The sequence below is a fragment of the Pseudomonas sp. URMO17WK12:I11 genome, assembly GCF_007677725.1.
Classification (GTDB): domain Bacteria; phylum Pseudomonadota; class Gammaproteobacteria; order Pseudomonadales; family Pseudomonadaceae; genus Aquipseudomonas.
In genome coordinates this window covers 86398-98688 of record NZ_VEDF01000010.1, presented here as the reverse complement: position 1 = coordinate 98688, position 12291 = coordinate 86398, and the positions used below count along the sequence as shown (strand labels likewise).

Below are 12291 nucleotides of genomic sequence, written 5' to 3'. Positions count from 1 at the left end.
GATGTTCCTCTTTACACATCGATTTGGCGGGGGATTCTACGCCGCTTGCAGCGTTCAGGAGAGTGCCGTTTCTCGCGCCAGCAACAGGCGCTTGCGCTCGACGCCCCAGCGGTAGCCGCTGAGCTCGCCGTCACGGCGGACCACCCGGTGGCAGGGGATGGCCACGGCGATGGGATTGGCCGCGCAGGCCATGGCCACGGCACGCACCGATTTCGGCGCGCCGATGCGTTCGGCGATGTCGGTGTAGCTGACCCGGCTACCGAGCGGCACGTGGCAGAGCGCTTGCCAGACCCGCTCCTGAAAGGCGGTGCCTTGCACATCCAGTGGCAGTTTCAGGCCCAGTTGCGGCGCCTCGACGAACCCTACCACCTCGGCGACCACGCGCTCGTAGGCAGCATCACCGCCGATCAGGCGGGCCTTGGGAAATTGATCCTGCAACTGCTCGAGCAGGCCCTGGGGATCGTCACCGAGCAAGATCGCGCAGATGCCCTTCTCGCTCTGCGCCACCAGGATGGCCCCAAGAAAACACTGGCCGACAGCGAAATGCAGCGTGGCCCCGGCGCCGCCTGCGCGAAACGTGCGAGGACGCATGCCCAGGCGCTGCTCGGCGTCTGCATAAAAGCCGCTGCTGGAGTTGTAGCCGGCGGCGAAGATCGCCTCGGTGACCGAGCGCTGCTCGTCGGCCAGGCGCTCACGCAGGCGCTTGGCACGAAACGCGCTGGCGTAAGCCTTGGGGGAAAGCCCGGTGACAGCTTTGAACAGCCGCTGCAGGTGAAACGGGCTGACCGCCAGTTGCATGCCCAGCTGCTCGAGGCTGGGGGCTGGATCGCCGCTTTCGAGCAAGCGGCAGGCGCGCAGCACCAGCGCATCGCGCCGAGCGGGCTCGGCCTTGGCCTGGCAGCGACGACAGGCCCGGTAACCGGCGGCCTCGGCACTGCCGGCATCGCTGAAGAACTCGACATTCTCCCGTTTGGCCAGGCGTGAACTGCAATCCGGTCGGCAGTACACACCGGTGGTGCGCACGGCGTAGACGAAATGGCCGGCGGCGCTCGAATCGCGCATCGCGACGGCGTGCCAGCGTTGGGCGTCAGTGGTGAATGCTGTCATCGCTTCGATCTCGCAGGCGGGTTCAGGCGCGCCACAGGTACCAGGCTGCCACCGTTCTATAAGGGCTCCAGGCTGCACCCAGTGCACGCATCCGGGCCGGCGTCGGCGCCGTGTCCAGCCCCTTGAGGCGGCGATAGCCCTCACGCACGCCGAAGTCGTCCACAGGCAGGATATCTGAACGCTCGAGGCAGTAGATCAGCAGCATCTCGACGGTCCAGCGGCCAACCCCGCGCAACGCCACCAGGCGCTCGATCAACACCTGATCGGCAAGCGCCAGCGCCTCTGCCCGGCTAGGTACCACGCCGTCGAGGCGAGCCAGGGCAATGCCGCGAAGGCTAGCCTGCTTGCTGGCTGAAAAGCCACACCCGCGCAGCACCTCCGGGCTGAGCATCAACAGTTGTTCTGGGCTCGGAAACGCTTGATCCGGGAACAGCGCCAACAAGCGCCCGAGAATGGCCTCGGCCGCCCGCGCGTGCAATTGCTGGTAGGCAATCGCCCGCACCAGCGCTTCAAAGGGCTCGCGGCCAGGCGTGGCCCGGTGCAGGCACGGCCCGATCGCCTGGATGTGCCGTGCCCAGTCAGGGTCCGTGGCACTCAGGTGGGCAACGGCATCGTCATAGCCCGCAGGCGAGAGGTCGGCCAGGATCATGCTCGGCTCCAGCAGTTCGAGGCATTCAGCTTAACCCAGCCGTTGATCGGCTGATTGCCGGATCTTGCGCGGGTAATTGCCGCCCTGGCATTGCTCAGTGCCAGCATGGCCGCATAGAATTGAGAACTATTCACAATCACGCTCGCTCACGGAACCAGGCCCTGTAACGATGCAGACCCACGACACGTTGAAACCGGCCGAGGTCGCCCTGCTCTACCAGTCCCACCATGCCTGGCTGCGCGGCTGGCTGTGCAGCCGGGTGGGTTGTCGCGAACATGCCGCAGACCTCGCCCAGGACACCTTCGTGCGCCTGTTGCGGGCGCGCCAGATAGCGCCGTTGCGCGAGCCACGCGCCTACCTCAGCAGTATCGCCCGGGGTTTGATGATCGACCAGTTCCGCCGGCGTGCCCTGGAGCGTGCCTATCAGGAAAGCCTCGCGCTGCTGCCTGAAAACGAAGCCCCCAGTGAAGAACATCGGCTGCTCATTCTCGACACCCTCGAGCGCCTGGACCGGGCCTTGTCGCAACTCAAGCCTCGGGCGCGTCAGGCGTTCTTGCTGGCGCAACTCGATGGCCTGAGCATCAGCCAGATCGCCCTGCGACTGAAGGTGTCGCGCGCGACCGTCGAGCGCGATTTGGCCAAGGCCGTGGGCGTCTGCTATCGGTTGCGCTATGCGCAAGGCTGAACAGGCGCCAAGCCAGGCGCAGGTCGACCAGGCTATCGAATGGCTGGTCAAGCTACGCTTCGATCGGCCGGGGCCGGCCATCGAGGCGCAATTCAATCACTGGCTGGCGGCCGATGCGCTCAACGCATTGGCCTGGCAACGCGTCAGCGGGCTGAACGATGAACTGGCCGAGCTGCCCAGCACCCTCAGTCGACATACCCTCGAGCGCCATCGCCGACTGCGCGTCAGCCGCCGCGCGCACTTGAAGCTACTCGCCGTGCTGGCCGTGGGCGGCAGCCTGGGCTGGGCCGCACGCGAGCCGTTGGGTGTCGCGGCGCTGATGGCCGACAGCAGCACAACGACCGGCGCACGGCGACGGCTGCAGGGCAGCGATGGCAGCCGCATCGAACTCAACACCGCCAGCGCCATCGACCTGCGCTACAGCCCTGTGCAACGCGAACTGACCTTGGTGCGCGGTGAAGTCAGCCTCGACAGCGCCAGCGGCGATCCGCGCCCGTTCCGTATCCACACGCGCCTTGGCGAACTGGCAACGGCTGACGCTCAGTTGTTGCTGCGCGAAAACGATCGAGGCCTGCTGCTGGCAGTGCGCGCGGGTGAGGTCACGCTGTTCCCCGCCTCGCCCAAGCAGCAGCAGGTGCATGCCGGCGAGCGCCTGCAGGTGCTGAGCAATGGTGATTACCAACCCGCGCACTGGCACGGCGATCCCTGGGGCTGGACCGACGGCGTGCTCAGCGTGCAACAGATGCCACTGGGGGAGTTCGTGGCAGAGCTGGCGCGCTACCGCCCGGGTGTACTGCGCTGCTCACCAGAGGTCGCTGCCCTGAAGGTATCCGGCACCTATCAGCTCGATGACCCCGAGCGCATTCTGCATTTGCTCGCGCGCAGCTTGCCACTGCGGGTGAGCTACCGCACCCGTTATTGGGTGACGATTGGCGCTGCATAAATAAAGTGAAAAAAGAATGAGGGGGAATCTCATTCTCGTCCGGCCTTGAGGAATAAACCCGCACAGTGGTCTAGAACCCTTCAGGAGCCGTCCATGATTCTCCCCCATTTTTTCCGTGGCCAACGCCTTCACCTGGCGGTGCGCCTCGCCGTGCTGGGCCTTGGGATAAGCGTAGGTCAGGCCTGGGCAGCCCCTGCAGCGCCAGCGCCGGCCAAGCAGCGCCAGGCCCTCGCCTGGAACGTGGCGCCAGGGCCTCTGGCGGCGGCGCTGGACCAGTTGGCACGCCAAGGCGGCTTGAGCCTGTCGTTCGACGCCAACAGCCTGCAGGGCCTGACCAGCCAAGGTGTGCAAGGACAACATGATCGCGCCACAGCACTGGCGATTGTGCTGCAAGGCAGCGGCGTGCAAGTGCAGCAGGAAAGTGACAGCAGCTTCTTGCTGATCGCGCCGGTCGAGGCTGGTGGCGCGTTGCAACTGGGGGCGACCAGTATTTCCAGTCAGCAACTTGGTGAAACCACCGAGCACAGCGGTTCCTACACCACCGGCGCGGTCACCATCGGCAAGACCGCGCAAAGCTTGCGGCGCACGCCGCAGTCGGTCACGGTGGTGACACGCCAGCGCATCGACGACCAGCACATCACCAACCTCACCAACCTGCTCGAGCAAACCCCAGGCGTGGTGGTCAACCTCACCGACAGCGAGCGCGTGCAGTACTACTCGCGCGGCTACGCCATCGACGCCATCCAATACGACGGCGCCACCGTCGTGCAGAGCAGTGGCGGCGGCTCGTTCATTCAAAGCGACTCGGCCATCATCGATCGCGCCGAAATCCTGCGTGGCGCCACCGGCATGATCCGTGGCGCCGGCAACCCCTCCGGCACGGTCAACCTGGTGCGCAAGCGCCCGACTTATGCATTCCAGGGCGAGGGCAGCGTGACCGTCGGTTCCTGGGACGCCCAGCGCTACGTGGCCGACCTCTCCGGGCCGCTGACCGAGAGCGGCAACGTGCGCGGCCGGGTGATTGCCGTGCATGACGACAAGGCGCATTTCCAGGACGCGCGTGAGGAACGCAAGGAGGTGTTCTATGGCGTCCTGGCCTTCGACCTGAGCGACAGCACCACGCTGACCACCGGCCTTGAATGGACCAAGCTCGATGCCACCGGGGCGTGGGGCAACTTGCCTGCCGATTACGACGGCTCGCCGCTGCCGCTGGGCCGCAGCACTTACCTGGGCGCTGACTGGAACCGCTGGAACCGCAGCAACCTGCAGACCTTTGCCGAGCTCGAACACCGTTTCGACAACGACTGGAAGCTCAAGCTGATGGCCCAGCGCACCCATTTCAAGCTGGCTGACGACGGCTTCAAGCAAACCTACTTCAGCCGCGCGAGCGGCGCCGCCAACCCGACCAACAACCCATACCTGATGAGCTACCAGGTCACCGAGGGTGATGGCGGCGAAAGCCTGCAGAACAACCTCAGCGCCACCCTCAACGGCCCATTCGAGCTGTTCGGCCGCAGCCACGACCTGATGCTCGGGGTCGAACGTATCCGTAACGATTCCTACGCTTCGGCCACCAATTTCGTGACCTCCGGCAACTTCGATATCCGCCAGTGGGACCCCAAGACCAGCCTGGCCAACCCTGACATCGACATCCTCGCCCACCCGGTGCGTACGCGCACCACCCAGGAGGGTGCCTACGCCACCTGGCGCTTCTCGCTGGCCGAGCCGCTGACCGCCATCATTGGTGCGCGCAGCAACTGGTACGACTACGAGCAGGAAAACAACACCAGCAGTGGCGGCACGTTCAGCGTCGACAACAAGGTCGTGCCGTACGCCGCGCTGATCTATGACATCAACGACAACTTCAGCACCTATGCCAGCTACACGGAAATCTTCAACCCTCAGACCTCGACCGACGTCAGCGGCTCGGTACTACGGCCGGTGGAAGGCGAAGCCTACGAAACCGGCATCAAGGGCGAGTTCTACGAAGGCCGTTTGAATACCTCGCTGGCGTTCTTTCGCATTTACCAGGTCGGCAACGCGATCGACGATATCGCCAGCGGTCAGCCCTGCGGCGTGAACACCGGCTACTGCAAGATCGCTGCGGGCAAGAACCGCAGCCAGGGCTTCGAACTGGAAGTATCGGGCGAGGTGCTGCCGGGCTGGAACGTCGGCGGCGGCTACACCTATAACACCACCCGCTACCTGAACGACCCGACCAACCAGGGCAATGCCATTCGCACCACCGACCCCAAGCGTCTGCTCAAGCTGTTCACCAGCTACCGGCTGCCGGGCGCGCTCGACGCCTGGACCATCGGCGGCGGCGTGCAGGCGCAGAGCGAGATCTATTCACGAGCGCCGGCCAATGCCCGTGGGGTCAACCCCGGCGCAGTGGCCAGCCAGTCGGGGTACGCGGTGTACAACGCGATGGTCAATTATCGCTTCAACGACAACTATTCGCTGCAGCTCAACGCCAACAACCTCTTCGACAAGAAGTACTACCGCCAGGTAGCGCCGACCCCCACCGGTTACTACTGGGGTGATCCGCGCAACGTATCGTTGACCTTGCGCGGCACGTTCTGAGGCCGACTCGCGGCTCAGTCAGCCACGGCTCGTAGCTTGCCGACCCGGCGATACGACTGCCGGGCCACGCAGACGAACAGCCCCGCCATCACCGCCAGCGCCATCGGCAGGCCGTGCGGGGCGACGTCCATCGCCGCGCCGCTGACCAGCGGCCCTACCAGGCTGCCCACGCCCCACAACAGCCCGACGCTGGCATTGGCGGTGACCAGGTCCTGGCCCTTGAAGCGCTGACCGATCAGCACCAGGGCCAAGGTGTAGATGCCACCTGCCACCGCGCCCAGCAGCACCAGCATCGGCCACAGTAGCCAGGTCAGCTGCAACAACCAGGGCAAGGCCAGGCCAATGGTCATCGCCACCAAGCCACAGGCCAGGTGCAATCCCGTGCGCTCGACCCGGTCGGCCAGCCAGCCCAACGGCAACTGGAACAGCATGTCGCCAGCGAACACCACGGTCACCATCAACGCCGCGACCGCCACGGCAAAACCATGACTGCTGGCGTACACCGGCAGCAGCGACAACACCACGGCATCGAAGAACGAGAAGAACAGCACGGCCACGCACAGCGCCGGAGCGACCCTGAAGAACCCCGCCAGGCCGAAGCTCTTGCTCTCCTCGGCGTGTTCGACGTGGTCGTCCGGCACGGTCAGCACGATGCACAGCAAAGCCAGGCCATAGCCGAGCGTCACCACCCCGATGATCCAAGGGCTGCCGGCGCCGATCAGCGCGATCAGCGCCGGGCCGAGTACTTGAAAGCCAGTGACACTGGTGGCGTACAGCGCCATGATCTTGCCGCGGTTATGCTCGGGGCACAGCTCGTTGACCCACGATTCGCCGAGTATGATCGCCACGCCCATGCCGATGCCCAGCCCCAGACGCAGCACCGCCAGCAGCCACAGCGACGAGAAGGCCCACTCCAGCAAGGCGACGCTCACGGCGCACAGGCTGAAGCACAGCAGGTAGATGGTGCGCCGGGTCAGGTGCCGGCAGCAGGTGTCGACCATGAACGCCGAGAGCATCATGCCGGCGGCAGGAATGGCCGAGATGATGCCGATCTTCAGCGTATCGGCACCGGCCTCGTGCAAGCGCAACGAGACCAACGGCAGACTGGCGCCCAGGCTGAAGCCCACGACCGAAACGGCGAACAGCAAGCCCGCCAGCAAACGCATGTTCATTCACAACTCCTCGCAACCTGAAAAAGACGTGCAGCTACAGGCGCCCACGCGCACGCCGCAGCATGCGGGGTGGCTCGGGCGCTAGGTCAGTTCGGCGCGAAGTGCGGAGAGAAGGTAAAGGCGAACAGCACGCTGCGACGGCGCTTGAGCACGGTGTCGCTCGGCCACGCACGACGCATGGCCTGCAAGGCAGGCTGCCGTGTGTGGGAGAGTGACGGAGTGCGGCGCATCGCGTTGGCTACGGGTCTGGAAGAAGAGCCGGCACTCTAGGCCAAGCCTGAGCCTATCGTCAATTACCGGTGCAAGGCTTGCAGTGGCGTCATCCTGCTCGTCAAGGGGCTGCCAACGCAGCCCAATCGTTTCAGCGCTTGCCGGTGCTCGGCAAGAACACCGCCAGCAAGCCGAACAGCGGCAGGAACGAACACAGGTCATACACATACTCGATACCGCGCAGGTCAGCCAGATAGCCCAGCAGGGCTGCGCCGATGCCGCCGAAGCCGAACATCAACCCGAAGAAAATCCCGGCAATCATGCCGACACTGCCCGGCACCAGTTCCTGGGCATACACCACGATGGCGGAAAACGCCGAGGCCAGGATGAAGCCGATCACCACGCTCAGCACGCTGGTCCAGAACAGGTCGGCGTACGGCAACGCCAAGGTGAACGGCGCCACCCCCAGGATCGAGAACCAGATCACTGCCTTGCGCCCGATACGGTCACCGATCGGCCCGCCAAAGAAGGTGCCGGCAGCCACCGCACCGAGGAACAGGAACAGGTGCAGCTGCGAACTGGCCACCGACACGCCGAATTTTTCGATCAGGTAAAAGGTGAAGTAGCTGGTGAAGCTGGCCATGTAGAAGTACTTGGAAAACACCAGCAGGCCGAGCACGATCAACGCCGCGATCACCCGCCCGCGCGAGATGCCGTGGCTGGCCTTGACCGCCGCACGCGCCTTGGCCTGGCTCAGGTGTTCGCTGTACCAACGGCGCAGCATCAGGGTCACGGCAAAGAACAACAGCCCCGCCACACCGAACCAGGCCACGTGGCTCTGGCCGAAAGGAATGACGATCGCGGCGGCGAGCAATGGTCCGAAAGCCGAGCCGGTATTGCCGCCGACCTGGAAGGTCGACTGCGCCAGCCCGAAGCGGCCACCGGAGGCCAGGCGGGCGATTCGCGAGGTTTCCGGGTGGAAGGTCGAAGAACCGATGCCAACCAGTGCCGAAGCGAGCAGGATCATCGGGAAGCTGCCGACGAACGCCAGCATGACGATGCCGACCAGGGTACACAGCGTACCCAGTGGCAACAGGTTGGGGGTCGGGCGGCGGTCGGTGAAGAAGCCGACCCATGGCTGCAGCAGCGAGGCGGTGATCTGGAATGTCAGGGTGATCATGCCGATCTGGGCGAAGCTCAGGTCGTAGTTGGCCTTGAGCATGGGATAGATCGCCGGCAGTACCGACTGGATCAGGTCATTGATCAGGTGCGCCAGGGCACAGAAGGTGATGATGCGCATCACCAGGGGATTGGCTTGGGTCGCCGTCCCGGTGCTGGCGGTCGAAGGGGTACTGGTGGCCATGGGGGAGTTACCGTGCGCGAAGATAGGATCCGATTATCGGGAAACAAATAGATACATAGCTACCTTTTATTTGCTCCGCGCGCAGCAAGGGTACGGGCATGCCGCTAAGTTTTTGAAAGCGTGCAAATTTTTTTTGAACGAGGTGTTGACATGCCCCCCTCACAAGGGAATAATGCGCGCCATCGGCTACATAGCTCAGTTGGTTAGAGCATAGCATTCATAATGCTGGGGTCCGGGGTTCAAGTCCCTGTGTAGCCACCAAACACGTCAAAGGGCTTACCGCAAGGTAGGCCCTTTTTCTTTGCACTCAAAAAAGCCAGCGCGGTCGTCAGGCTTTGCCGCAGAAAGACGACGTGGCGCTGCCGTCCCCACCCCAAGTCCGATACCCCGCCGTGTCGATATGGATGCGCCCGCTCGGGTAGCGACCCAAGCCCATGTTCCACGCCTGACCTTGCTGCTGCCAAAAGCGGCACAGGGGATTGGGATCGGCCCAGGGTGGCAACAGCACATCGACGGCGAAGGCACGGGTGTGCGCGCTGTCCCGCGCCCCGCCTGCGCAGCGGTTCAATAGCGGATCACGGTAGGCCGAAACCACCTCGAACTCAGGCACCACCTTTTGCCGACGCAGGGTCTGCAGCAGTGCCAGGGTCGAACGCACTGCCGGCCAGTTGCCATGCGGTGGCACCGCGAACGGCGCGGCGTGGCACAACTGCCAGTCCGACGCCGAGCGCAGCAGTTGATGGATCGGCACCACGCCATACAGGCGGGCTTGCACCAGCATCTCGCGAAACGGCCGGGTTTGGTGGTCGCCGGCCCACTGCGCGAACATCCACAGGTCGCGCCCATCAGCCTGGGCCATGGCGCTGAGCAGCACCCCAGCAGCGCCTATCAAGCCTGTCGCTCTTCTCATCCCCTCGCCCCTTGTCCAGTATGTGCTGCGCCGCCAACCCTGGTGGCCCTCAACAAGGAGTTAAGCATGCACAAGACTGCCCTCGCCTGCCTCGGCGCCTTCGCCTTCAGCGGCGCGGCCATGGCCGATGCCCAGATCATCCTGGGCGACGCCCAGCGCGTGGCTCGGCTGTTCGCGTTTCCCAACAACTGCCATGTGATCTGCTACCGCGACTGGAGCCTGGAACAGACCGTCGAGCACTACCTGACGCAAAGCGTACGGCGTGATGGCTATGCCACTGCCAAGGTACAGGTCAGCCGTGCCAACGAGCAGGTGCGAGCTTCCATCAGCGAGGTGCCAGCCGACTACGCCCTGCCCTTGCAGCGGTTGCTCGACAATGGCGAGCTGGCGTATCAGGGCGCCATGCAGTTGAACAAAGACGGCAAATGGTCCTATGACTGGTACCTGTTCCTGCCTCTGGGCATGGCGTTGCACAACCGCCGCAGCATCGAATTGCTGCACTTCCCGCCTGATTATTCGCTGACCCAGGCGCAGGACTATCTGCGTTCGAACACCACCGATCGCTGGGCCGAGCTGCTCACGTACAACGGTGTCGACGCCAGCCAGACGCCGGCCTACCAGACCATCATCGATATCGCCCCCATCGCAGCGCCCGCCAGTGCCGGAGATGCCCTGACCGGCACCTATGGTTACTTCAAGGACTATCAGCTGCGCATGGTCAAGGACATGACCCTGCAAAGTGCCGAGCAAGCGCTGCCCATGGTCGCCTTCGGCGCCCCGGTGCGCAGCTGGGTGCAGCAGCAATACGGCCCACAGGTAGAGGTACTGGGCCTGGTCAGCATCAGCCCGCAAGCAGGCATGCAGGTGCCAGTGCTCGGCGCCAACCACCCCAGCGCGATCTGGTACGCAGCGAACAAGGACAGCCACGGCGGCGACCAGGACGCAGCCGACGCGGCAGGCTTGAAGATGATGGGCCAGGACCTCACGGCGGCCTGCTGGCAGGCCGGCATGGGGCGCAACCCGGCTGCCAACCCGAACATGACCCTGCAGGCCTGCTCGAACAAGTGGCAGGTGACGCAGAAGAAGCAGACCTGCGAATTGTTCTTCCGCAGCGTGCGCAAATACACGCCAGAGCAGGCGGCGGCCAAGTGCAACAGCGGGCCAGTGAACCGAACCCTGCGCGACCTGCGCAAGCCGATCGAGGCAGCACCAAAGGCGTTGTGATCGACAGACGGCGTGTGGTCAGAAGGTTCAAGCAGCGTTCGCCACAGCATTCTTGGCACGGGTGAGATCGAGCGCCGCGCGGGCGCTCGATCTACGCATTCCCTCACCACACAAGACGAGCACCCGCTGCGGGTCGCCCTCCGGCCGTCAGTCCTCGAGCAACGTGCAGGCCATCACCAGCGCATCTTCACGCCCCCCCGCCACCGGGTAGTAATCGCGGCGCCGGCCGATTTCGTTGAAACCGTAGCGCTCATACAGCCGATAGGCTGACTGATTACTGGCGCGCACCTCCAGGAAGCACTCCCGGCCATTGAGCTGATAAGCACGCGCCATCAGGTGTTCGAGCAGCTTCAGCCCCAGGCCACGGCCTTGATTCTCGGGCTTGACGGTGATGTTGAGCAGATGCGCCTCGTCGATGATCACATTGATCACCCCGTGCCCGACCTGTTGTTGCCCGTCGAACATCAGCCACACTTCGTAGGACTTGAGTGCGTCCTGAAAGATGCCACGGGTCCAGGGGTGACTGAACGCTGCATATTCGATTTTCAGCACGGCATCCAGATCCGCCTCGGTCATCGGGCGGAAACTGATCGATTCACTCATTCAACGCTCTTCCAGCGCGCCATCAGCTGGCGCATGGCTTTCCAGACGTCCGCCTTGCGTTGCGGCTCGTCCATCAACAGTTCAAGGCCCGGCAGCGCCCAGGCCGCGCCCAGGCCGTCGATCTGCAAGACCTGGTAGTAGGCTTCGGTGTCTGCATTGGCGGCGAAGCGCATGGCCGGCAGCCCCACCAACCAGATCAGGCTGCAGGGTGTTTCTTCAAGGCGGGCCTGAATGAACCCTTGCACGAAATCGCGCGCGGCCTCCGGGCCCTGGTCCATGTTGCCGCGCACGAACAACGGCCAGCGTACGGGTTCGCCGATGATCTGTGGGGCGTCCGGCAGGCCGGCTGCGCGCAGCATGTCCTTGAGCAGCAGGTACGAAGGGTCGCGGCTCTGGAACGGCTGCCCGGTGGCCAGTTCGACCAGCAACAGGCAACCGCCGGCACGCAGCAGCTGCAACGCAAAGCGTGGCGGCGGCACCGGGGCGGGGCGCGGCGCAGGCGCCTGGGCCTGCTCCTCGGCCGGCTTGGCCACGACCTTGGGCCCGCTGCCCGGACGCGGGATCTCGATTTTCGGCCGCTCGACGGAACGCGTCTGCACGACGGCTGGGGCTGGGCTGGCCGTCGGCGCGGTCGTTAGTGCGTCGAACGCGTCATCCTCCAGCGGCGCTTGCGGCAACAGCAGCGCGGGGCGTGAAGGTGCGGCGAACGGCAGTTCGGCACGCGGCAGCCATTGCGCCACTTGCATGGCGGAAAGGTAGGCGCGGCGGCGAGGTTCGGTCAGCAAGGTGGGGTGTCCGGGGTTTGCAAACGACGCACATTCTACCGTTGTTGGCCGGGCAGT

11 protein-coding genes and 1 tRNA gene are annotated in these 12291 nt (G+C 64.6%); 5 read left to right on the top strand and 7 right to left on the bottom strand.

The window, feature by feature from the left end:
- Positions 1-54 precede the first annotated feature (54 nt).
- Together ada and FS665_RS18640 are read right to left on the bottom strand one after the other, a co-directional pair.
- Complete coding sequence (gene ada / locus FS665_RS18645; RefSeq protein WP_145191703.1) at positions 55-1107, bottom strand: bifunctional DNA-binding transcriptional regulator/O6-methylguanine-DNA methyltransferase Ada; 1053 nt, start codon at positions 1105-1107, stop codon at positions 55-57.
- A gap of 22 nt (positions 1108-1129) precedes the next feature.
- Complete coding sequence (locus tag FS665_RS18640; RefSeq protein WP_145191700.1) at positions 1130-1756, bottom strand: DNA-3-methyladenine glycosylase; 627 nt, start codon at positions 1754-1756, stop codon at positions 1130-1132.
- A 169-nt stretch (positions 1757-1925) separates the two neighbouring features.
- On the opposite strand from FS665_RS18640, the gene FS665_RS18635 reads away from it, so the two are divergent.
- From FS665_RS18635 to FS665_RS18625, 3 genes are all read left to right on the top strand, one after another.
- Complete coding sequence (locus tag FS665_RS18635; RefSeq protein ID WP_145191697.1) at positions 1926-2441, top strand: sigma-70 family RNA polymerase sigma factor; 516 nt, start codon at positions 1926-1928, stop codon at positions 2439-2441.
- Positions 2428-3384: a FecR domain-containing protein gene (locus tag FS665_RS18630; protein WP_145191695.1), complete on the top strand. Its 957-nt coding sequence runs from the start codon at positions 2428-2430 to the stop codon at positions 3382-3384. Before FS665_RS18635 ends, FS665_RS18630 begins: the two co-directional genes overlap by 14 nt.
- Before the next feature lie 93 nt (positions 3385-3477).
- The gene (locus FS665_RS18625; protein WP_145191692.1) at positions 3478-5967 is read left to right on the top strand and encodes a TonB-dependent receptor; all 2490 of its coding nucleotides are present in this window, start codon (positions 3478-3480) and stop codon (positions 5965-5967) included.
- Between the two features lie 14 nt (positions 5968-5981).
- On the opposite strand, the gene FS665_RS18620 is transcribed toward FS665_RS18625, so the two are convergent.
- Complete coding sequence (locus tag FS665_RS18620) at positions 5982-7139, bottom strand: MFS transporter (protein WP_145191689.1); 1158 nt, start codon at positions 7137-7139, stop codon at positions 5982-5984.
- A 361-nt stretch (positions 7140-7500) separates the two neighbouring features.
- A complete protein-coding gene (locus FS665_RS18615; RefSeq protein ID WP_145191687.1) occupies positions 7501-8712 on the bottom strand; it encodes an MFS transporter in 1212 nt (403 codons plus the stop codon).
- A gap of 184 nt (positions 8713-8896) precedes the next feature.
- Here FS665_RS18615 and FS665_RS18610 point away from each other — a divergent pair.
- Positions 8897-8973 (top strand) — tRNA-Met (locus tag FS665_RS18610).
- A gap of 67 nt (positions 8974-9040) precedes the next feature.
- Here FS665_RS18610 and FS665_RS18605 read toward each other — a convergent pair.
- Positions 9041-9622: a D-Ala-D-Ala carboxypeptidase family metallohydrolase gene (locus tag FS665_RS18605; RefSeq protein WP_145191684.1), complete on the bottom strand. Its 582-nt coding sequence runs from the start codon at positions 9620-9622 to the stop codon at positions 9041-9043.
- Positions 9623-9688: 66 nt separating this feature from the next.
- On the opposite strand from FS665_RS18605, the gene FS665_RS18600 reads away from it, so the two are divergent.
- A complete protein-coding gene (locus tag FS665_RS18600) occupies positions 9689-10846 on the top strand; it encodes a hypothetical protein (RefSeq protein ID WP_145191681.1) in 1158 nt (385 codons plus the stop codon).
- Positions 10847-10993: 147 nt separating this feature from the next.
- On the opposite strand, the gene rimI is transcribed toward FS665_RS18600, so the two are convergent.
- Positions 10994-11449 carry a ribosomal protein S18-alanine N-acetyltransferase gene (gene rimI, locus FS665_RS18595; protein ID WP_145191678.1) on the bottom strand — a complete coding sequence of 152 codons (456 nt, stop codon included), beginning with the start codon at positions 11447-11449 and terminating at the stop codon, positions 10994-10996.
- The gene (locus FS665_RS18590) at positions 11446-12234 is read right to left on the bottom strand and encodes an energy transducer TonB (RefSeq protein WP_145191675.1); all 789 of its coding nucleotides are present in this window, start codon (positions 12232-12234) and stop codon (positions 11446-11448) included. Before FS665_RS18590 ends, rimI begins: the two co-directional genes overlap by 4 nt.
- Positions 12235-12291: the final 57 nt, after the last annotated feature.